At 60.7% G+C, this 18,712-nt stretch carries 19 protein-coding genes and 1 pseudogene; 2 read left to right on the top strand and 18 right to left on the bottom strand.

Going from position 1 to position 18,712, the window contains the following annotated elements; genetic code table 11:
- Positions 1–312: 312 nt before the first annotated feature.
- Positions 313–1,288, top strand: a pseudogene (locus PALO_RS03760) (IS481 family transposase).
- Here PALO_RS03760 and PALO_RS03755 read toward each other — a convergent pair.
- The 9 genes from PALO_RS03755 to PALO_RS03720 all read right to left on the bottom strand — a co-directional run bounded on the left by PALO_RS03755 (position 1,269) and on the right by PALO_RS03720 (position 10,290).
- Complete coding sequence (locus tag PALO_RS03755) at positions 1,269–3,668, bottom strand: glycoside hydrolase domain-containing protein (RefSeq protein WP_015582479.1); 2,400 nt, start codon at positions 3,666–3,668, stop codon at positions 1,269–1,271. The pseudogene PALO_RS03760 and the gene PALO_RS03755 overlap by 20 nt on opposite strands.
- A gap of 407 nt (positions 3,669–4,075) precedes the next feature.
- The gene (locus PALO_RS03750) at positions 4,076–4,453 is read right to left on the bottom strand and encodes an HNH endonuclease (RefSeq protein ID WP_015582478.1); all 378 of its coding nucleotides are present in this window, start codon (positions 4,451–4,453) and stop codon (positions 4,076–4,078) included.
- A 157-nt stretch (positions 4,454–4,610) separates the two neighbouring features.
- Complete coding sequence (locus PALO_RS03745; RefSeq protein ID WP_015582477.1) at positions 4,611–5,072, bottom strand: hypothetical protein; 462 nt, start codon at positions 5,070–5,072, stop codon at positions 4,611–4,613.
- A gap of 64 nt (positions 5,073–5,136) precedes the next feature.
- The gene (locus tag PALO_RS03740; protein WP_015582476.1) at positions 5,137–6,438 is read right to left on the bottom strand and encodes an SNF2-related protein; all 1,302 of its coding nucleotides are present in this window, start codon (positions 6,436–6,438) and stop codon (positions 5,137–5,139) included.
- Positions 6,419–6,697, bottom strand: coding sequence for a VRR-NUC domain-containing protein (locus PALO_RS03735; RefSeq protein WP_015582475.1), 279 nt, complete (start codon positions 6,695–6,697; stop codon positions 6,419–6,421). The genes PALO_RS03740 and PALO_RS03735 overlap by 20 nt, the downstream gene beginning before the upstream one ends.
- Positions 6,698–7,009: 312 nt before the next feature.
- Positions 7,010–7,777, bottom strand: a complete 768-nt coding sequence (locus PALO_RS12810) for a DNA primase family protein (RefSeq protein ID WP_235044037.1) — start codon at positions 7,775–7,777, stop codon at positions 7,010–7,012.
- Positions 7,743–9,095 (bottom strand): primase C-terminal domain-containing protein, encoded by a 1,353-nt coding sequence (locus tag PALO_RS12805; RefSeq protein ID WP_023033471.1) that lies wholly within the window; start codon positions 9,093–9,095, stop codon positions 7,743–7,745. Before PALO_RS12805 ends, PALO_RS12810 begins: the two co-directional genes overlap by 35 nt.
- Positions 9,092–9,529, bottom strand: a complete 438-nt coding sequence (locus tag PALO_RS03725; protein WP_015582474.1) for a DUF7768 domain-containing protein — start codon at positions 9,527–9,529, stop codon at positions 9,092–9,094. Before PALO_RS03725 ends, PALO_RS12805 begins: the two co-directional genes overlap by 4 nt.
- Positions 9,526–10,290 carry a phage antirepressor gene (locus tag PALO_RS03720; protein ID WP_015582473.1) on the bottom strand — a complete coding sequence of 255 codons (765 nt, stop codon included), beginning with the start codon at positions 10,288–10,290 and terminating at the stop codon, positions 9,526–9,528. The genes PALO_RS03725 and PALO_RS03720 overlap by 4 nt, the downstream gene beginning before the upstream one ends.
- Before the next feature lie 316 nt (positions 10,291–10,606).
- Here PALO_RS03720 and PALO_RS03715 point away from each other — a divergent pair, with 316 nt between their 5' ends.
- Complete coding sequence (locus tag PALO_RS03715) at positions 10,607–11,524, top strand: Abi family protein (RefSeq protein ID WP_015582472.1); 918 nt, start codon at positions 10,607–10,609, stop codon at positions 11,522–11,524.
- On the opposite strand, the gene PALO_RS12800 is transcribed toward PALO_RS03715, so the two are convergent.
- From PALO_RS12800 to PALO_RS03675, 9 genes are all read right to left on the bottom strand, one after another.
- A complete protein-coding gene (locus PALO_RS12800) occupies positions 11,521–11,712 on the bottom strand; it encodes a bacteriophage-type DNA polymerase (RefSeq protein WP_015582471.1) in 192 nt (63 codons plus the stop codon). The genes PALO_RS03715 and PALO_RS12800 overlap by 4 nt on opposite strands.
- A gap of 78 nt (positions 11,713–11,790) precedes the next feature.
- Positions 11,791–13,167, bottom strand: a complete 1,377-nt coding sequence (locus PALO_RS11895; protein ID WP_023033473.1) for a DNA polymerase — start codon at positions 13,165–13,167, stop codon at positions 11,791–11,793.
- A gap of 9 nt (positions 13,168–13,176) precedes the next feature.
- On the bottom strand, positions 13,177–13,488 hold the full coding sequence (locus tag PALO_RS11655; protein WP_023033474.1) for a hypothetical protein: 312 nt from the start codon (positions 13,486–13,488) through the stop codon (positions 13,177–13,179).
- 79 nt (positions 13,489–13,567) lie between these two features.
- Positions 13,568–14,122: a DUF2815 family protein gene (locus PALO_RS03700; protein ID WP_015582470.1), complete on the bottom strand. Its 555-nt coding sequence runs from the start codon at positions 14,120–14,122 to the stop codon at positions 13,568–13,570.
- A gap of 5 nt (positions 14,123–14,127) precedes the next feature.
- Positions 14,128–15,270: a DUF2800 domain-containing protein gene (locus tag PALO_RS03695; RefSeq protein WP_015582469.1), complete on the bottom strand. Its 1,143-nt coding sequence runs from the start codon at positions 15,268–15,270 to the stop codon at positions 14,128–14,130.
- Positions 15,263–15,673 (bottom strand): hypothetical protein, encoded by a 411-nt coding sequence (locus tag PALO_RS03690; RefSeq protein WP_015582468.1) that lies wholly within the window; start codon positions 15,671–15,673, stop codon positions 15,263–15,265. Before PALO_RS03690 ends, PALO_RS03695 begins: the two co-directional genes overlap by 8 nt.
- Entirely contained in the window at positions 15,670–15,915 is a 246-nt protein-coding gene (locus PALO_RS12795; protein WP_036910532.1) for a hypothetical protein, read from the bottom strand. Before PALO_RS12795 ends, PALO_RS03690 begins: the two co-directional genes overlap by 4 nt.
- A gap of 5 nt (positions 15,916–15,920) precedes the next feature.
- A complete protein-coding gene (locus PALO_RS03680) occupies positions 15,921–16,610 on the bottom strand; it encodes a sigma factor-like helix-turn-helix DNA-binding protein (RefSeq protein WP_015582466.1) in 690 nt (229 codons plus the stop codon).
- Positions 16,611–17,151: 541 nt separating this feature from the next.
- Entirely contained in the window at positions 17,152–18,702 is a 1,551-nt protein-coding gene (locus PALO_RS03675; RefSeq protein ID WP_161493742.1) for an ImmA/IrrE family metallo-endopeptidase, read from the bottom strand.
- Positions 18,703–18,712 lie beyond the last annotated feature (10 nt).

Below are 18,712 nucleotides of genomic sequence, written 5' to 3'. Positions count from 1 at the left end.
GGCCTCTTGTGGGTTTGTCTCGGTATGACGATTACGTGCGCAACAGTTTTTTGGCGCTTTTACAGTTTTCGCCGCAGCGCAAAGCCCAACAGGGGCGGCACCGCAGATAGTGCCACCCCTGCCGCGTCAGGTGCTTCTAGTGAGAGCGAGTGAAGAGGTAGTTAGCAAACGCTCTCACGCACGCTTGCCGTTCCTCCTGGCTAGATGTTGCGGAGCATGAGGTTGTTGACGCGGTGGAGGTGACGTAGGGGGCAGGCCCTCGTCAGGATGGAAGTTGCGAAACCGTCCGTCTGAGCAAGGAGCCTGCCCTTGATTCACCACCGTAATGCAGCCTCGTCCTTCGAGGCACGCCTGCGTCTGGTTGAGCGTTGCCAGTCCCGTCCGATCGCTCATGTCGCCGCCGAGATGGGCATCAGCAGGGCGACCGCGTCGAAGTGGGTGAACCGGTACCGCCGCCACGGCGAGGTCGGTCTTGCAGATCACTCCAGCAGACCCTCGCGTTGTCCGTCTCAGACCCCCGACAAGGTCGTCGAGCTCATCGCCTCGCTGCGCCGCGAACGGAAGTGGTCAGCCCGTCTGATCTGGATCGAACTCACCGACCGGGGCTACTCGATCTCCCAGGCCACGGTCGGGCGCTGGCTGGCCCGGCTCGGGTTGAACCGCCGCCGTTGGCTCGATGTCGATGGAGAACCGTTACGCAAACCGGGCACGATCACTGCCCGCTACCGCGGTCACATGGTCCACCTGGACGTGAAGAAGGTCGGCCGGATCCCCGAGGGCGGGGGTTGGCGCCTCCACGGCCGCGGCAACGTCTCCAAACGCGGCAAGGTCGGCTACACCTACCTCCACTCGGCGATCGACGGGTTCTCCCGACTCGCCTACACCGAACCCCTCCCGGACGAGACCGCCGACACCCTGCTCGGGTTCTGGCGCAACGCGGAAGCGTTCTTCGCTGCCCACGGCATCGCCCACATCAGCCGGGTGATCACTGACAACGGCTCGTGTTACACCAGCGGCAAGTTCACCCAACGCCTTGCTGCCGAAGACATCATCCATCAGCGGATCCGGCCCTACACACCCCGGCATAACGGCAAGGTAGAGCGCTACAACCGGATCCTGGCCGAGGAACTCCTCTACGCCCGCCCCTACAGAAGCAGAGAGAAACCAGGCCGTCGCCATCTGGAACATCCACTACAACTACCATCGACCCCACACCGCCTGCCGAGACCAGCCACCCGCCACACGACTCCCCGAAGGCGTCACCAACGTCATGCGCAACTACAGCTAGAGTTTCCAGCGAGTTCAAGCAGCCCTCCGTAGAACCCCTCGAGGACACCGTTCATTCTGCTCCAGGTCGTGTCATAGAGCGAATCAACTGAGGAGTAGTCAAGCCCGTCATGTTCGTAGACGCTGTAGCGGTTCGCGGTGACAATACTCAGATAGTACTGTTCCATGGAATCAGACAGAGATCGGATGCCATTGTTGCCGCGTCCTTGAATCGTAGGAACCAATGTGATGGCGTCTGCATCGTCACAGATATCAGTGAAGTTGCATGATACTCCTAACGCGTTTGTGTCAATACCAGCGTTGATAAAGTACGTTGCCGGGTAATCTGGGTCGGCTCCGATGAGAGCATTTGCTGCTCGCGTGCGATTTAGATGAGGATGTGCCTGCATATATCGATGCAGGTCATTCATGCCAGTCGCAAGATCTCCTGCCCAGCCTGCCCAGTGATCCGGTGTCAGGGTTGTGTATAGGTAGCAGTACAGAGTGTAGGCCAGATGGGCGAGATCGTTCTTGCCGTGCCGATGAGTATCGGTGAACGGTGTTCTCTGCTCACCAATGTAGGGTTCAAGACTGTTAACCAGTCCAGGGTGCGAATCCTTCAGATACAACTCAAATGAAATATCGTTGAAAGTACTTGCCGCGATGGAGAATTTCCAATGCTGTAAATAATCCCGTGCTAGATACCGCAGCACACCGGGCACAATATCACTAGGGTGATAGTCTGGATGCGTCGCATAACTCGCCCAGTCACCTGCGGCATAATCAGAATATGCATCCTCTAGGCTTCGAATCAACGGTAAGACCCGCGTGAATGGCGTAATCGCATTCAGGCTGGGCACGGGAAGTGCCTGATATGGCACAGTCGGCTGCGGATTCGCGCCTGAGGATAGAACCGATCCAACCGCAGCGATCCGTCCAGAAAATGCTACCCGGTCGAGATCCCATTTCCCTCGGTATCCGCTGATTTCGTGGAACTGGTCGAAGACCCAGTTGTGTGGGATCGGGAATCCGAGGTTGCCTGAGAATCCGGTGGACATGTCGGAAACAAACGAGGCCACGCTGTAGCCTGCCTGAGCTACTCGAGTGCAGATGTTACGCGATGCGTAGACGGCTACTCGATAGCCGCCGCCAAGATTCTGCGTGACCGCTTTGAAATAGGGCAGGATGTTGCTGGTTACTTCGGGATCTGTGGCATCGTAGTCCACTGCAAAGTAGATGACCGTGGGTGGCACACCAAGTCGCTGGGCAGCGGCTTGGGCTTCCTTCGCATGACGGTGCCCAGTATCGGCGGTAAAGTGCCTAAGCGCTGTTGAGTACTCCTGGAAGATCGGGAAATACTGCAGCCCATGACTCACGATGCGTTCTAGCTCACCCGTGCGTAGCGCCTTAAAGTAGTCTGATTCAGCTACGTCCTCTTGACCAGGCTCTGAAAGATAGCGACCCGCGATCAGGTAACCATCTGCCTTAAGGTGCTCGGCGAGTTCGTCAGTGATCTCGAAACGTGTATCACAAGCCACACACGCACGGTTGGGGTCGCCTTTAGAGGTCAGAAGGCTCATCCAGGTCGTTGGATCAACCACCCCGGTCACTGGCAGAGCGTGTGCTTGCTGGAACTGCCTCAATATGTTTTCAACTTCGCTATTCCATGTGCTGGTTGGCGTGATTGAGTAACCGTTACTGACCAGGCCTACAGTAGCCAGCCACACCCACTGGCTGGTGCCTCCACTAGTAGTCTGCAACCTGGAACGTGTGCCCGCACCAAAGTTTCCGGTAGCTTCGTCAGGTGTGAACCCTTCGAGTGCTTGGAGTACCTGGATCAGGGCGATATTCATCTCGCGTCCGTATAGGCCGTCAGTAGGGATGATGTCGGTGTATTCCTTGTATTTACGATTGATCGACTGTTGTGCGTCGCGAATAGATTGAGTACCACCGTAGTCTGCGAGTATGCGGAACTGTTTCATAGACAAGAGCGCCATCATCAGCTCGAGGTCGATCGTGGAACTGGTGCCACCAATTCCTATATCGGACTTGAGTGCAATAATTGAATCTGCCACATGATCGGTGAATTCAAGAGTGATGCCACCATACTCGACCCGATACCCCTTGCACCACAGGGCGTCCTGGATGATCCCATGTACATTGCTTTCAGAGGCGTTCTTCCTGATTCCGTTGGGCCAGCGGCTTTTAAAACGTGATTGCGTTCCCAAACCGAAATTATTTGCTGTCGCCGTGATCCCCAGTTCGATTTGCAGGGCACGGATTAAGGCATAAATCGTGTCCCACCCGGTTCTCCCAGTTTCTTCAACTGAACCAAACCCCGTCTTGTTCCTGTAGGTCGCGTTCAACCATTGCTGTGTTTTCAGCACCATCTGATCTGCCATGATTCCTCCTTCTAGAAATCAGTTGTTAACTCACGGCAGACAAACGCCTGCCATGGAGGGATTCACCACACCGGTTTGGCTGCCCCGGAGTTGTCCGCCCTCATCTGTACGTCCCTGGGAAACCCAAAACCGGACGGGTGGCGCAAGAAAACCGTGCAAGCATCAGTGGAGATTCGTCCCTCACTGGTACTGCCGACAAGCCGCGAAGTGTTAATACCTCGTTTGATTCGGAAACTTTGCGCGCGGTTGGCCCCGCCCGCTGACCCGTGAACGAGTCGTAGAGATCGAGAGGCCCCACCCCCTTTGCCAGCGCCGCGAGGTTGCCTCGAGTGCGGCGAACAAGGTCGAGGTGGGCAATTTTGAGGTTCGCGTTCTTGGCCGCGTCAGGGCGGAACGTGGCGCAGATGTCAGTAGGTGTACACCCGAGGTACTTGCCTCCATCGGTCGCCGTCGAACGCCGATTGTCGGGAGTGGCACGGCTTACACAAGGCGCGGAGGTTGCCGGGGTCGTGGGTGCCGCCGTGCTCCAACGGGATGACGTGGTGGACTTCCTGTGCGGGCGTGTACCTGCCAGCCGCGAGGCAGTCCTCACACAAGGGGTGGGCGGTGATGTAGGCGGCACGGATCTTGCGCCAGCGGGCACCGTAGCGCCGGTTGATCTTCGGGTCACGCTGCCACTTGCGGTAGCGTTCGTCTTCGGCCTTGGCGTGGGCTTCGCAGAAACGCTGGTGGGTGAGGTTCGGGCAGCCGGGCTGGGAGCACGGACAGGCAGGCTTGACCGGCATCCCGCACGCTCCTTTTGCTGACATGGCAAAGCCCCAAGGCTCCCAGCCTGTCGCCGGGCTTGCCCTGGGGCTTTTCCTACTTTTCAACCACCTACATCATTGCAGGCCGGAAACAGTAAATGCATCCGCTGTTCTTGACACCTTTTGGCGGCTGGGTTCACGCCGCCTGCCCATACAGCGCCGACGCCAGCCGGGCGAGTGCGCGGGACTTCTTCTGGTAGGCGCTGGTGCGCTCCACGTAGAAGTGGTCACACACCGCCTGCACCGCATCATCCTGAGAGCCTTCGCCGAGAAAGAAGGCTTCGAGGACGAACCTGTCGTCGTCGGTGAGCAGCTGCCAGGCGGGCAGGAACCACGCCATGTACTCACGCGCCTGCCCGTAGCGGGCACGGTAGATGTCGATCCGATCCAACGTGGCCGCCACACGCATCTCCCCAGCATGCACATCCGTGTGACGCGGCAGACCGTCCAGCTTCGGCGAACCCGGACTGGTCGCATCAGTGTAGGCGGTCTTGATCGCCTCGTCGGTGGTGTCGATGATCTGCTCCATCACGGCGAAGTCCTGCAATGCGCTGATGGCGGCTTTGCGGGTGTCGAGGTATTTGGTCATCACATGCATGACGACTCCTTCCTGAGGGTGGTTGAAAATTCGGTGGCGACCGCGTCGATCAACGCGGCCTGAGTCATGTCCTTCGCCTCCAAAGCACCCAGGACGGCCTGGTCGAGGGTGCCGGTGGCGGCAAGGTGGGTGTGGTGACCGGATCGGCCTGCCCTTGCCGATACAGCCGGGCGTTGGTCTGCTGATACAGCTCCATGCTCCAGGTCAGCGAGAACCACACGAGCAGGTGCCCACCGGCCTGCAGATTCAACCCATGCCCAGCGCTCGCGGGATGGATCAGCCCGAGCGGGATGTCGCCCCGGTTCCACGCCGCAATATCCGCCGATATTCTAAGTTCGCGGGCGTCCGGGAAGCGACGCTGGATGCGTTCGCGGTCGTGTCGGTACCAGTAGGCGACGAGGACGGTTTGTCCGTTGGCGGCTTCGAGGATGTCTTCGAGGGCGTCGAGTTTCGCCCCATGCACCTCGACCGTCTCGCCATGCTCGTCGTAGATCGCGCCCGAGGCGAGCTGCAGCAGTTTCCCCGACAGCGCGGCTGCGTTCGCGGCATCCACTACCTGCCCATCCAGATCAACCACCAGGTCGGCCTTCAGCTGCTCATACACAACTCGTTCTTGGGCTCCGAGCACCACCGGTGTCGTCGTCACCGTCAACGGCGGGAGTTGGAGGTGGTCGGTGGTGCGCATCGACAACGTCATGTCGGCGATCGCCTCGTAGATCTCGTCCTCCGCACCCTCGCGGGGCTTGTAGGTGAACACCTGCATCCCGTTGCGCTTATCCGGGGTAAACCAGCGGTCGCGGTAGCGCGTGATGAACCTGCCGAGGCGTTGCCCGCCGTCGAGGAGCCGGAACTGCGCCCAGATATCCATCAGCCCGTTGGAGGCTGGGGTGCCAGTCAGGCCGACCCAGCGCTTGACGTGCGGGCGCATCTTCACCAACGCTGTGAACCGCTTCGCCCGATGATTCTTGAAGCTGGACAGTTCGTCGATGACGACCATGTCGAACGGCCACGCCTCACCCAACTGGGAGACGAGCCAGGGGATGTTTTCGCGGTTGATGACGGTCACCATCGCCGACTTGGCGAGTGCGTCGAGCCGGTCAGCTTTGGTGCCTACAGCCACCGCCACCGACAGGCCGTCGAGGTGATCCCACTTGGCGGCCTCGGCGGGCCAGGTGTCTCGGGCGACACGCAACGGCGCGACGACAAGGACGCGAGAGACGGTGAAGTAGTCCAGCAGCAGCTCCCAGATCGCCGTCAGGGTGATGACACTCTTGCCGAGTCCCATCCCGAGGAGGATGGCGGCCTCTGGGTGGTCGAGGATGAACCGGGTGGCGGTCTGCTGGTAGTCATGCGGCCGGTAGCGCATCAAGCACCTCCTTGATGCCGTCCACCGAGTCAACGACCAGCGCGGTGAAGCCGTGGGCGCGGAGTTGGCTCATCCGGCGGCGTTGGATCGGCCGAGGCTTCTTGCCGGGTGCTTTCACTTCGACGAAGACGACCCGGCCTCCCATCAGGCATAGTCGGTCAGGTACGCCCGTGGTTCCAGGGCAGACAAGCTTCCAGCACAAGCCCCCGGAGGCTTCGACGGCTTTCTTCAGTTGGTGTTCTATGGTTCGTTCGTTCATGGTCACTCCTTGAATTCAATTCAGGGGTGACGGCATGTGACGAGTCGTTCCTAACCTTTTATATAGAGAAAACACCATGTAATTTCACATGCGTAAGGTAGGGAATGGCTCGTCACAGCTCGTCACCATGGGGTTAGTTGCCGAACTCGGATGCGATCGCGAGCCCGTAGACGTACATGCCGTGCTTGATCTTTTTCCGCACGAATCCGGCTTGTTCGACCGCAGCGTTGAAATCGACCATCGGGCGCGCCCATCCTGAGGTGTTTTGCGCCCACGCCCGATACGTCTGATAGAGGTCACCCGCACGCTCCGCTAAGCCATCCTCGACGTCGCATGAGTCTTCAAGGAACTGCGAGAACCAGTCGTTGTCTTCCTTATAGGCTTATAGGCCTGTAAGGCTTGAACGACCTGAGGTGGGGCTTTGAGCTTGTACCCCTCGGTGTGAATGAGGCGCGCTCCCTCCATGATCCAGGAAAGGATTGCTCCGCCCGCATGCTCGTAGAGATGGTCGGCGTAGTTCTTCACATCCGTGTCGCCTTCGATGGTGGCGTTAAACGGGATGACGATCAGACGCCGCCAGATGCCTGCATCCATGGCTCCCACAAGCGGCAAATGGTTCGTGTACAAGACCAGCGTGTGGGACGGAGTGAACGCGAAGGGATCCTTAAACTTTTTCTCTGCCGAGATCTGATCGGTCGAAGCCAGCTGTTTAACGTTCGAGGTCGATAGGCGCATGCCTTCCTCGGTTTCAGCCGCGATCAAGAGACGTTTACCTCTAGCTTCGGCGTGTTCGGGTTTGACGTTGCGGCGCACCCCGACAGTGAGCGCGTCAGCTGAGATCGTGCCCGAATACGTCCCCAACACTCGGGCGATCGTGTTCCAGAACGTGGACTTGCCGTTGCGACCATCCCCGTAAGCGATGACGAGCGCTTCGACGAAAACCTGACCGATAGCCGCCAACCCCACAATGCGCTGCACGTAACCAATCAACTCAGGATCTCCTTGGAAGAACACGTCGAGCGCGTCGGCCCAGATCTGTACGCCCTCATCGCTGGGCCCGACAGCGGTCTGCTTGGTCAATAGATCGAGGGTTATGCTCGTGGCTACTACCGTCGCGCAGATCCCACGTCCCCGTTGGGGTGTTGAGCAGGTAAGGGTCGACGTCAAGGTCACGGACACGTACCTGCAAGATCGGCCCAGCTTCTTTCAACGTGGCCGTGATATTGCGTGACAAACGCCGCGAAAGAACAAACTTGTGGTAATTCTTTGCCTCATCCCACGCCCGAAACGCGGACGCCTGCACAGGCGTGAGCTTCGCGATGCCGCGTGCTTTCGACGAGGCGGAGGCCATCACGAGATCTGCGCCGGTTGCCGTCATGGTCTCCCACGTCGATGCGATCAAGCGGTCGGCTTCTTCGAGCTGGCGGGAGGTCAATTCCTGAACCACGCCCTGTGCGGATAAGTCGTTCTCATCCCACACGCCATGGTCGTAGACAAGCCACTTGGTAGCCAGTGAGTAGCGGATCTTGTTCGCATACTCGCCAGCCAATATGTCTGCCTGACCAACATCGGAAAAATCATCCGGACGCAAACCCGCCAACGCCTCATAAGCCTCCGGCGGCAGATAGCCTGGATCAGCAGCGACCTTCGAAGCGAACCTGCATGCCGAGTTCCAGATCGTCGCCAGCTCATTATCACTGAGCGGTGGCTCGCACAGATTCGCCTTCCGGTCAAACAGGTCACGAGCCTGATCTGTCTCCCCGTAGCGGATGAGCACCCGCCCAGCAAAGCGCGACAACGTAGCGTTGCGCGAGCCTTCACCAATCACAAGAGTGGAAGCATCGAAGGCGGCGAACACGTCGATCTCGTCAGCCGCATCCAACCATGCATCGAGCAGCTGATCGCCCTCATGCACCGTAACTTGTGGGTTAGGGGTGCCGTAGATGAACCTGCCAGCATCCAGGGCATTACGGTCAAAGAAAGCGAACCGGGAGGCCAAGCGACGCTTCAACCCCGCATAGGTGTCGGCATCCGTCACTTCGGTGATCGGGAAGTAGACGTGGAAACGCGGCCTGGCCGACACCACGCCTTTCGGCTTCTGGTGGTTCCGGGAAGTGGCGGTCATGAACACCACCCCCGCTATCAACTCGCCGAGCTTCTCCGGTGTCACCCAGTCGGATGATTCTTCGGTGTGGTCGTTGTCGATGTCCATCACGACACAGTCCGAGGAGATGAAGCTCGCCGAGGAGCGCCGGTCGCCGGTGTAGGTGGCAGCGACATGATCCAACCTAGCCACCCTTACGAGCCCGGCCTGGTCGGTGATGTGGTGGTGGTTTGGGTAGTGGTTGTTGTGCGGGTTGCCGCTGCTGGTGGCGGCGCACAAGGTGAACGACGTCATGCGGGGTGCACCTCCTGGAAGTCGGCGTCGAAGAAGCGAACCGGGATGTCCATCTGGTGTGCCCAGCCGATCTCGGCGCGCATCCCCGCACTGACCTGTCCGATGTAGGCCCACAGTTGTTCGCATTTCGACAGCAGGATGCGGTTGAAGAACATGGCCAGCTCGCGGGTGTCCGGGTCGATGTCGTCCATGAACTGCGGATAGTGCAGATGTGGGGCGAGTGGGATCTGGCGTGCTGACACCGCGAACGCGCAGAACCGCTGGGCGAGCTGGACGTTCGCTTCCACATCGCCGGAGTACGGGGAGCAGATGTAGACCAACGGCCGGTAGCCGTATTCGGCGCGCTGGATGTCTTTCAGCGCCTTGTAGCAGGTGGGGTCGGGGTATCCTTCGATGTTCTTCTTCGGGATTCCGATATCGAGAGTGGTGGTCATCGGGCGTCCTCGCCTTCACGCTCGATCACCGGCAGCAAGCCACGCTCGTTCTTCAACAGGTCGTAGATGAACAGGCGGCCCTTCTGCGTCCAGTACATGTGGGTGCGGGTCTTGCCCTTGTCGTACTCGTGTGTCTTGGACTGGGTGTAGCCCTGCTCAGCAAACTTGGCGTAGAGGAACCAGCGGCCGGACTGATGGAACTGCACCTGCTCCTCGCGCAGAATCTGGTTGAGCTTCTTCGCCGACAGGCCGTAGTCCTTGGCGATTTCGGTGGTGGTGATCAGCGACGGCGACGTCAACACCACGTCGTAATAGGACACCTTCGGTGCCGCCTCCAATAGGGCTTGTTCGGCGGCGAGCCGCTTGGCCCGCTCAGCCCGCAGAGTGGCGATCGCCCGTTCCAGGAACTCGTCGTCGGACAGAAGCTCGTCGATGGCGTACATGCCGTGACGGCGGATCGACGGGAGGACGTCGTCGAACACCCACGCCTCGAACTGCCGGGCGCCCGGCAGCTTGGAGGAGACGATCAGCCGGTACAGGTCGCTTTCGCTGATGAACCTGACCTGCTGGATGCCACCAGGCGTTTCAAGGGGGTAGTGATTCACGACCCCCTTGCAGTGACGCGCCAGTGCATCTTTCGTGTTGGCGTAGCCGAGGGCGGTCGCCACGTCCTTGCCGCAGAACAGGATCTGCCCGCCGGAGGTGATGGTTCGGATCGTGCCGAACTCGTGGTTGGTGAACGCTTGTAGCGCGGTAGCCATGACCGGCTCCTTTTCTGAGAGCCAGGTAGACAATCGCGGGCGCGGGATGCGCCAGGCTCTCACCTGTCAGGCACGGCAGGCGCCGAAACCGGACACGGCGTGAGAAAGGCTCTCGCCCATACGCCCCCGAGGGCCGGCGAATCCGGACGGGTCAGAGGGCACACTGGTGTGTGAACGTACCGATGGCTCCGTGCCCCGTGCTCTTGCTTCGGCGTCATCAATCAGGTAACCTTGTAGTCAACATGACCGGTTCCACTGCCCGCCTCGGTGGGAGTCCAGGGCCGGTCTTCGTTTTTCGTATCAAACAGGGGTGCGCGTGGAGCAGGTGAAGCAGTTCAAGACCTACGGTGAACAGGTCGAATTGCTTCGTCAGCGTGGGATGCGAGTGAATGATCCCGAGCATGCCGAGACGCTGCTGGCGCGATTTAACTACTACCGCTTGTCCGGATACTGGTACCCGATGCGCCGTTTCTCCCAAGGCGACGGCACTGCCCGAGATGAATTCGTTGACGGAGCATCGTTTGACCTGGTGGTAGCCCTCTATGGGTTTGACGAACAATTGCGCCACAGCGTGTTCATCGAGCTTGATCGCGTGGAGCTGGCTATTCGAACCAAGCTCGGTCACGAACTGGGCCGCCTTGACCCGCTGATCTATTTGGATCCTCAACGTTTGAGCGCCCGGGCACGGCAGCGAAACAAAGACGGGCGTAGCGTGCATGAGGTGTGGCTGAGAAAGTACCAGTCGGCATTGAAAGCGTCGAAGGAGGACTTCGTCGCCCACCACAAATCCAAATATCGCGGGACTCTACCCATCTGGGCGGCCGTCGAAATCATGGATTGGGGAATGCTGTCATACCTGTACGGCATGTCGCCCAATATCGTGCGCAAACGGATTGCCCAACCCTGCGGCCTAACCGGTCCTCAGCACGAATCGTGGCTGAAATCCTTGAATATTCTGCGCAACTACGCAGCTCATCATGCGAGGATGTTCAACCGCGTTTACGACATCAAACCGAAACTGAACAATGACGTCAGGCTGGCTCCGGTAGCTGAAGGAATGAACCGCGTATTCGGGCAGCTCTCCCTTATCCAATACTTGCACCGCCAACTGGACTTGTCTCCAGCCGACCGGCTACCGAAGCTGTTCGACACTTACCCGCACAATCCCATCGTGCCGTTTTCTCGCACAGGCGCACCTGACAACTGGCGCGAGTTGCCTCTCTGGCGCGTCTAATCCCTGCGGTAGTAGTTGCATTCGTACCCGTCGGCATCCAGCGGCAGTCCGTCTGCCCAGGCTGGTGGGGTGGCCATGAGAGCGCAGGCGTCGGCGATGGTGAAGTCGGAGTCCTCGGGTTCGTCGATGATGATTTCGTCGTGGACGTGCATGACGATCTGGTGCCCGGCCTGGGCGACGAGTGTCATGGCGTGGACGAGGAGGTCACGGGCGACCGCTTGGACGATGTTCTCGACGAGCTTGCCGCCGTAGGTTTCCAGCCGCCCTCACTTCCTGCCGGTGGTGACGCCGCTGTAGGTGATGGAGGTGCCGCCCCACCGGTTCTCGCCAAGCTGGGGCTTCACGTAGGCGAGCCGTCTGCCCGAAGGTAGGGTGATGAACAGGATGCCGGACTCGACCGTGAAGCTGAGGTTGCGCAGCCGGATGGCTCGGCGGGTGGTGATGGCGTCAAGCGCGGCCTGCTCGACGTCGGCCCAGAGCTGAAGCATGTGTGGGTTCGCTGCCCGCCACGCGTCGACGATGGGTTTGAGTTCGTGTTCGGCCAGCCCCATCCGTAGCGCACCCATCGCTTTGAGCGCTCCGACAGAGCCGTTGTAGCCACAGGCCAGCGTGGCAATTTTCCCTTTCTGGCGGAGTTCGGCGTTGACGCCGGGTTTTTCGACGGGGACGCCGAACATGCGCGAAGCCGTCTCGCAATAGAGGTCTTTGCCGTCCCGGAAGGCTTGGAGGGTGGAGGCTTCTTCGGCGAGCCAGGCGATGACGCGGGCTTCGATCGCGGAGTAGTCGGCGACGATGAACCGGCATCCGGGGCTGGGGATGAACGCGGTTCGAATGAGCTGGCTCAGGGTGTATGGGACGGAGTCGTAGAGCATTTCGAGGGCGTCGTGGTTGCGTTGCCGGGTGAGGGTGCGGGCTTGTTCGAGGTCTGGCAGGTAGTTGCGGGGCAGGTTCTGTACTTGGACGAGGCGTCCGGCGAAGCGTCCGGTGCGTCCTGCGCCGTAGAACTGGATGAGGCCTCGTGCCCGCCCGTCGCTGCCTGCGACGTTGTGCATGGCCTGGTACTTCTTCACGCTCGATTTCGCCAGATCGCCGCGCAGCTCTAGGACCTCCCGCACGACACCAGATGCGGTGTCGAGGGCGGCTTCGACATCAGCCTTGGCGAGCGAGTCGATCTCGCAGCCGTGGGTGGTGAGCCATTCCTTCAACTGGATCGGCAAGTTCGGATTCTCCAGCCCGGTCAGCTCCCGCGCCTTCGTCAACGTCGCCCCACGATGCCGGTCGTCGAGTACGACGGCGGCATCCGCGAAGATGCGATCCAAGTTGATGCCGGTGTCGTTGATGGCCTGGTCGAGGGCGTAGGCGTCCCATTCGGCTTCGGGCATCGGGAACAGGGAGAGCCGGTCGTGGATTGCGAGTTCGACTTCGACGTCGCGTCGGTTGTACTCGATGAACTGCGCCCAGCCGGTTGGATCGGATGCGGGCAGGTTGCGGGTGCCGCCGCCGTTGAGCACGGTGGGTGTGGCTGGGGTGCAGAACTGTTTGATCAGCTTCTTGCCTGCATTGTCTTTCTTGACGTCGAGGTCGAGGGCGGCACCGACCGCGTCGAGGCTCATCGGCAGGCCGAGGTACGCCGACCAGATCATGGTGCAGCGTCACTGCGTCGGATCAAGAAACTTGTCGTCAAGCAGCTCGGGATGATGCGAGCGCAGCCAGGCGGACAGGCAGACGCGTTCGAACGCCGCATTATGCGCCCACTTGACGACGCCCGGGTCGGTCAGTGCCGCGAGCACCTCGTCGGGCAACTGCTCGCCACTGGCGAGATCGACCACCTTCACTGGGTCGCCGTCGATGCTGTAGCCGAACAGGAGCACCTCGAACTCAGGGGCAGCGGCATACGGATACACGCCGGACTTGGCGAGGTTGACAGGGCTGAACGATTCTACGTCGCTTGCCAACGTCTGCAACGCGAACCTCTCTTCTTGGGTGTAGGTGCAGGGAGGGAGCCAACAAGGGTCTGCTGGCTCCCTCCACGAGATGGCCGGTTTAGTTGAGGAAGTCGTCGCTGGCGGCGGTGGGGGTGCCGAAGTCGGACTCGGCGGAGATGCGGCCTGCGCCGAGGGGTTCGCCGTCGCGGATCTTCTGGATGTTGCCCAGCCCGCAGGCGATGCCCTTGTTGCCGTTCGTGTTGAATGCGTAGAAGCTGAGACTCACTCGGGCATAGCAACCCGAATACACCTCGGAGCGGTCGAGGATCGGGGCCACGTTCTCGTCGACAACCTGCGGTGGGGTAAGGCTGTTGGCGTTGACGAAGAAGCTGTTTGCGTAGGCTTCGTCGTCGCGCTCGGTGTCACCGTCACGCAGCGGCAGCTTCAGGGCTGCCTTGTTTGGGCGCTTGCCTCCGAACTTGGCCGTACCGGCGTCGGTCGCCGCGTCGATAGCGCGCTCGATCGCGGTGATGGTGGCGGTGTCGGTCTTCGGGATGATCAGCGACACGGAGTACTTGGGTTTGCTGCCTTGGATGGAGTTCGGCTCCCAGACATGGACGTAGGAGAGGCGTACTTCGCCGGTGACGACGCGGGTCGGATTCTGGTTTGACATGATGGTTACCTGCTTTCTGTTTTCGTGAATTCGGTTTGTGCGCTGCGAATGTCGAGCGCTGGTCGTTTATCGGTGTCGGGCACGAGCGTCGGCTTCCCCACGGGCTTGACCACGAGGTCGCCGAGCACCTCGGTGAAGGTGGTCTTGCCCATGAGGCGTTCCATCGCAGTGAGCGTGATGAGCTTGCGGTCGTAGATGTCGGCGTAGCCGGCAGCCTTAGCTGCTTCGGCGACGGCGGTTTCGTCGGTGTATTTGCGGATCGACCGGCCTGCGACGAGCTTGAACCCATCCCAGTGCTTGCCCTGGTTGACCGCTTGTGCGAGGGCGTAGGCCTCCACGTCGGATGCCCACGACTTCAACAACGGCAACCGAGCCAGCACCTCGGCGATCTCGCTGTCGGACAGTTCGGCCGGTGGCGCAAACTCGTGTTGAGCGAGCACCAGGTTGGCTTCGGCGCGTGCCCGGCAGGTCGCGGCGATCTTGCAGAACTGGCACCACGAGCCGGGGCAGAACTCGCCCCCACCCGCCGCAGCCAGCTCGGCCTTCGGCTTGACCTCGGCCTCAGTCCACGCTTCGAGGTCGGCAACGGAGGTTTCCCAGGTGTCGACGTTGCCCCGGCGAGGCTGATAGATCGTCACCGCCACGGTCTCGATGTCATACAGATCCCCGAAAGCGTGGATTGCACCGAGTGCGTACAACATCAACTGCGGGTTGCGCGCGGCTTCGACGAGGACGCCTTGCCCGTACTTGAGGTCGATGATCTGCAGCTTGGGTTCGGCGATGATCAGGCAGTCGCCGGTGCCGAACCCGCCCGGCACGACGTGGGAGAAGTCGAGGCGCTGCTCGATCAGCACCTGCGGATCACCGCAGGTCTCCCGCGCGATCGAGATGTGTTCCTGGACGAAGGCGACGTAGTCGTCGGTCAGGTGCTCCATCTCCTCATCTACCCAGTCCGATTCCGGCTTGAAGCCGGGTGCCTGGTGGAGGGCGCGCCGGAGCTTCCACTCCGCCAGGGCGTGTGCGGCGGTGCCCTGCTCGGCCGCCGCCGACGACGAGTCCGGCTCGCGGGATTCGAGGACGGCGCTGGGTGGGCAGTTCAGCCACCGGTGCGCACCGGACGCTGAGAGCAGCGCGTGCTGGTCAGGCATCGGACAACTCCTTCGCCTTGGCGAGCAGCCATCCGTACTTGGACGGGTCGACTGCCGAGAGCCGGTCTGCGCCGGTAGCGACAATCAGTTCCCGGACCTGCTCGGTCAGGCCTTGGCTGGAGAGCCCGGCGAGGACGCCACGCACCTGCGCCAGCGACACCGGCTCCGGCTCAGGTGTCGGTTCGGGTGCCTGTCGGTGGGTGGCCTCGTATTCGGCTGCGGCCTGCTCTAGGTCGGGTTGCGTCAGTTGGGCGGCTGCGATCGGACGAGCACCGAGCATCCCAGCGTGATCCTCGAACCCCTCCCACGCGGTCTCCTCAATTGCGGCGGCGAGCATGGTGACGCCTTCGGCGATCCGGTTCAGCGCGCCGATGAACCTGTTCGCGTCACTTACCGGGATCATCGATCCTCACCGCCCTTGCGGGTGACACCGACCGCGTCGGCCAGCGCCATCAGGTCGTCGTCGGTTTCGGCGATGTCGATCTGTTTGACCGAGTTGCCGGGCACGACGATGGTGACGCGCTGCTTGCGGCCCAGGAGCTTGCGCATGATGCGTTCGCGCAGGGTGACTGTGCGGGTGCCGACGATCCCCGGATCATCGGGGATGTGCTTGGCGATATGGAGCTTGAGCCGATGCTGGGTCATCTCCTTCACCTGCCTTCCTTACTGGTGGGAGTGGCCCGGGTGGCTGCTCCCTTCACCCCACTGCCGACACCATCGGAAGTGTTAAATCGCGTCGCCTCCACCGCTGCGCGAAGGACCGCAGCTGCTTCCTTGAACAGTTGTGAGACCCGGGCTCGCGACAGGCCCAGGGTGCGGGCAACGTCGGACTGCTTCATGTCCGCGTCGGCGAGCATCAGCTCCATCACCTGCCGCGTCTTACCCTCCAAACCGGCGATCGCTTCCCGCAGCGCCTGAATTTCACGGGTCTTCTGGGCGGCATCTTCAGAGGCGATCAGCCGGTCTTCCGGCGACGCGGCAGAGTCTTCCGGGTCGCGTTCGATCTCCGTGAACCAGTTGAGCGACCACGGCGTGTTCTTCGGCACCCGGCAGCCGCGGCGTGGGGCGCATCCGGCACCGCAACTGCACTTGCGTGCGCCGGGGCCGCGATCACCCCGGTACGCCTCGTGGAAGACGGCTTCTTCCTGCCGGGCCATGTCGTCGAGGATCTGCTGCGGATACCTCGGCTTGACCTCGTCGACCGGACGACCGGCTTGGGCAGCGCGTTTACGGCGGTCGGTTTCCACCATCACGGCGAACTCGCCGGGGTCGATCTCGTAGACGTCGGTGATGGATTCGTGCTTGTTGTTGTCGGCTTCGTGCCTGAAGGTGACCTTCATGGCAGTCTCCGTTCTCCCCAGTCACGGGGGTTTCGGAGACCTGCGCCGTAGCGCTCAGATCACAAGTGAGAACCGTCCAGAAAACGACAAAGGCGAGCCACCCCACCCGCCACCCCGTGAAGGAGTGGAAGGTGTGGTGACCCGCCGAGCGCTCCCAGAGCAGGTCTCACTAGTGAATGTTCTTGTCTACAACCACAGCCAGCACTCGCTGTGGAGGTCGCCCATCCGCCAGATGAGCACCCGGCACCAGACCCGGGCTTGAGGGCGAACAGCCCCGTTGGCCACCGCAAGCAAGCTCGCCCTCACCTGTCCGGCACGACACAAGTCGAAACCGGACAGGTTGCTGGAAGTTCGCCAATGCAGGGCGGCCCGCGTAGGTGTGTTGATCTGCTCATAAACCAGAGCTTGCCGAAGTCCAAGAGCTAAATCCTGACTCGCCAAGTCGGGAATGAAACCGCTGGTCAACGCCGTGTTCGACGGTTTTCGGGCATGAAAAAGGCCCCTTGCGGGGCTTGATCCTGACTTGCGGAGTTTTCGAGTTTTAGCTGGAGCGGGATTTGCTTCCCAGCGGTTCTATTCCGTGGGCTTCGAGTATGCCGTTGGCGTCGTAGATGGAGATTCCGGGGAAGCGTTCGAGCATGAGCAAGTAGACGCTGTCCGGTCGCATGTCCCTGTTCAGGTGTATTTGCGCCTTTTCCATGAGCTTGATGGTGGCGTAAGCGTTGAGGCCAAGACCGATGGCAAGTGCCATGAGGGTTTCTCGCTTCATCGTGGGCACGGTGTCATTCTGGATCTTGTTGAAGAGCGCGTCGTACAGGCCGGTGCGTTCCGTGAAGGTGCGTGGGTATCGGATCTCTCGGTACTTGAGCAGGTTGGCGATGGTTTGGCACAAGGATGAGTGGCGATCACCAACGATGTCGTCTAGCCTTGCGGCATCCTCCAGGATAGAGTTCATCGTCCCGGCGGCGGAGGCGAACACCTTCTGGTCGTCGTGGTCGTCGGGTGTGGCTTGATGAGCTGGGTCGATGTAGATGATGCGCTTGTCGACGCCTTGGCGGTGTTCGAGGTGGAACAGCGAGTCGAGGTCTTTGTCGAGGCCGACGTAGTCCTTTGTGACGACGGATTGAATGCGCAGGAAGGCTTTCGCCGGGCTCTTCTTCGCAGCGGGTTTGAGCCGGTAGGTGCCGTGGGCGTCGATGCGCACGTACCTTGTGCTGTTCTTGACGAAGTAGCCTTCGACGAAGATGTAGTCGCCAGCTTGTACCCATCTACGCAAACGGGGGTGCCCGCTGAGAAGGACAGCAGCATCTTGGTAGCTGAGCGCCGTGAAGTCTTCCTTGCCTTCGTCCATGAAGCTGTAGACCCGCTCGTAGTCGGCGAGTTTGGCGATCCGGGATTTCAGTCCGACTTCAAGGAGTCGATACTTCACAGCCGAGCGGGAAACCTCGAAGATGGCGGCCAGCTGATCGAGTAAGGTGCCGCAGCTCAGATTGGGTGAGGAGTCCAGGATGTCGTTGGCCGCGCTGGTGAACGTGGGCCTTGGCATCAGCACCCGCGGAGCGAGCCGGTGGGCTTGCCATTCGAGCCACTGAAGTTCGGTTTCCTTGCGCCTTGATTTCTCCGAAGGCGTGAAGAACGTGGTGGAAACCCGCGATTTCATTGGCTCCAGGCTTCCACCTGTGGCAGCTAGGCGCGCATGGTGGATTTGAAAGAAGGTGCGGTCTTTTTCCCAGTGGAGGATTTCGTGCATGAGTGCGTTTCGTCGTGCACCCTCGCCCATCGACCACTCGGAGGTGGGGTCAACTAGGATCGTCCCGGCTGGATAGAAGCGCGGCGTGCATTCACCGGTGGCTGGATCGTAAATGCTCACCTCGCCATCGACGAGAACACAGCAGGCAAATACATCCGAGCTGGCGGACAGCTGCGCCTCTTTGATTTGCAGGCCGCTTTCTTTCGCGAGCTCCTCGACGGGGATGGCCATCGGCGTTTCGAGCGCTTTTGGGTAGTGCTCGGTCAGGTACTTTTCGGCGTAGTCGTCTAGCCGGTTTTTCCCCAGAATGAGGGCACCGGTTTTCTTGTTGATGTCGTACACATCAGCGTGG

Origin of the sequence: Cutibacterium avidum 44067 (genome assembly GCF_000367205.1) — a bacterium.
Classification (GTDB): domain Bacteria; phylum Actinomycetota; class Actinomycetes; order Propionibacteriales; family Propionibacteriaceae; genus Cutibacterium; species Cutibacterium avidum.
Note: the sequence above shows the minus strand (reverse complement) of the source record. Positions and strands in the feature narration are given on the sequence as shown.

Bases quoted from the DNA above. Each gene is read 5' to 3' on its own strand.
- PALO_RS03755 (WP_015582479.1), bottom strand. From the start codon at position 3,668: ATGGCAGATCAGATGGTGCTGAAAACACAGCAATGGTTGAACGCGACC.
- PALO_RS03750 (WP_015582478.1), bottom strand. From the start codon at position 4,453: ATGCCGGTCAAGCCTGCCTGTCCGTGCTCCCAGCCCGGCTGCCCGAAC.
- PALO_RS03745 (WP_015582477.1), bottom strand. From the start codon at position 5,072: ATGCATGTGATGACCAAATACCTCGACACCCGCAAAGCCGCCATCAGC.
- PALO_RS03740 (WP_015582476.1), bottom strand. From the start codon at position 6,438: ATGCGCTACCGGCCGCATGACTACCAGCAGACCGCCACCCGGTTCATC.
- PALO_RS03735 (WP_015582475.1), bottom strand. From the start codon at position 6,697: ATGAACGAACGAACCATAGAACACCAACTGAAGAAAGCCGTCGAAGCC.
- PALO_RS12805 (WP_023033471.1), bottom strand. From the start codon at position 9,095: ATGACGTCGTTCACCTTGTGCGCCGCCACCAGCAGCGGCAACCCGCAC.
- PALO_RS03725 (WP_015582474.1), bottom strand. From the start codon at position 9,529: ATGACCACCACTCTCGATATCGGAATCCCGAAGAAGAACATCGAAGGA.
- PALO_RS03720 (WP_015582473.1), bottom strand. From the start codon at position 10,290: ATGGCTACCGCGCTACAAGCGTTCACCAACCACGAGTTCGGCACGATC.
- PALO_RS12800 (WP_015582471.1), bottom strand. From the start codon at position 11,712: ATGACACTCGTCGCCCAGGCCGGGCACCAGATCGTCATGCACGTCCAC.
- PALO_RS11895 (WP_023033473.1), bottom strand. From the start codon at position 13,167: ATGATCTGGTCGGCGTACCTCGGCCTGCCGATGAGCCTCGACGCGGTC.
- PALO_RS03700 (WP_015582470.1), bottom strand. From the start codon at position 14,122: ATGTCAAACCAGAATCCGACCCGCGTCGTCACCGGCGAAGTACGCCTC.
- PALO_RS03695 (WP_015582469.1), bottom strand. From the start codon at position 15,270: ATGCCTGACCAGCACGCGCTGCTCTCAGCGTCCGGTGCGCACCGGTGG.
- PALO_RS03690 (WP_015582468.1), bottom strand. From the start codon at position 15,673: ATGATCCCGGTAAGTGACGCGAACAGGTTCATCGGCGCGCTGAACCGG.
- PALO_RS12795 (WP_036910532.1), bottom strand. From the start codon at position 15,915: ATGACCCAGCATCGGCTCAAGCTCCATATCGCCAAGCACATCCCCGAT.
- PALO_RS03680 (WP_015582466.1), bottom strand. From the start codon at position 16,610: ATGAAGGTCACCTTCAGGCACGAAGCCGACAACAACAAGCACGAATCC.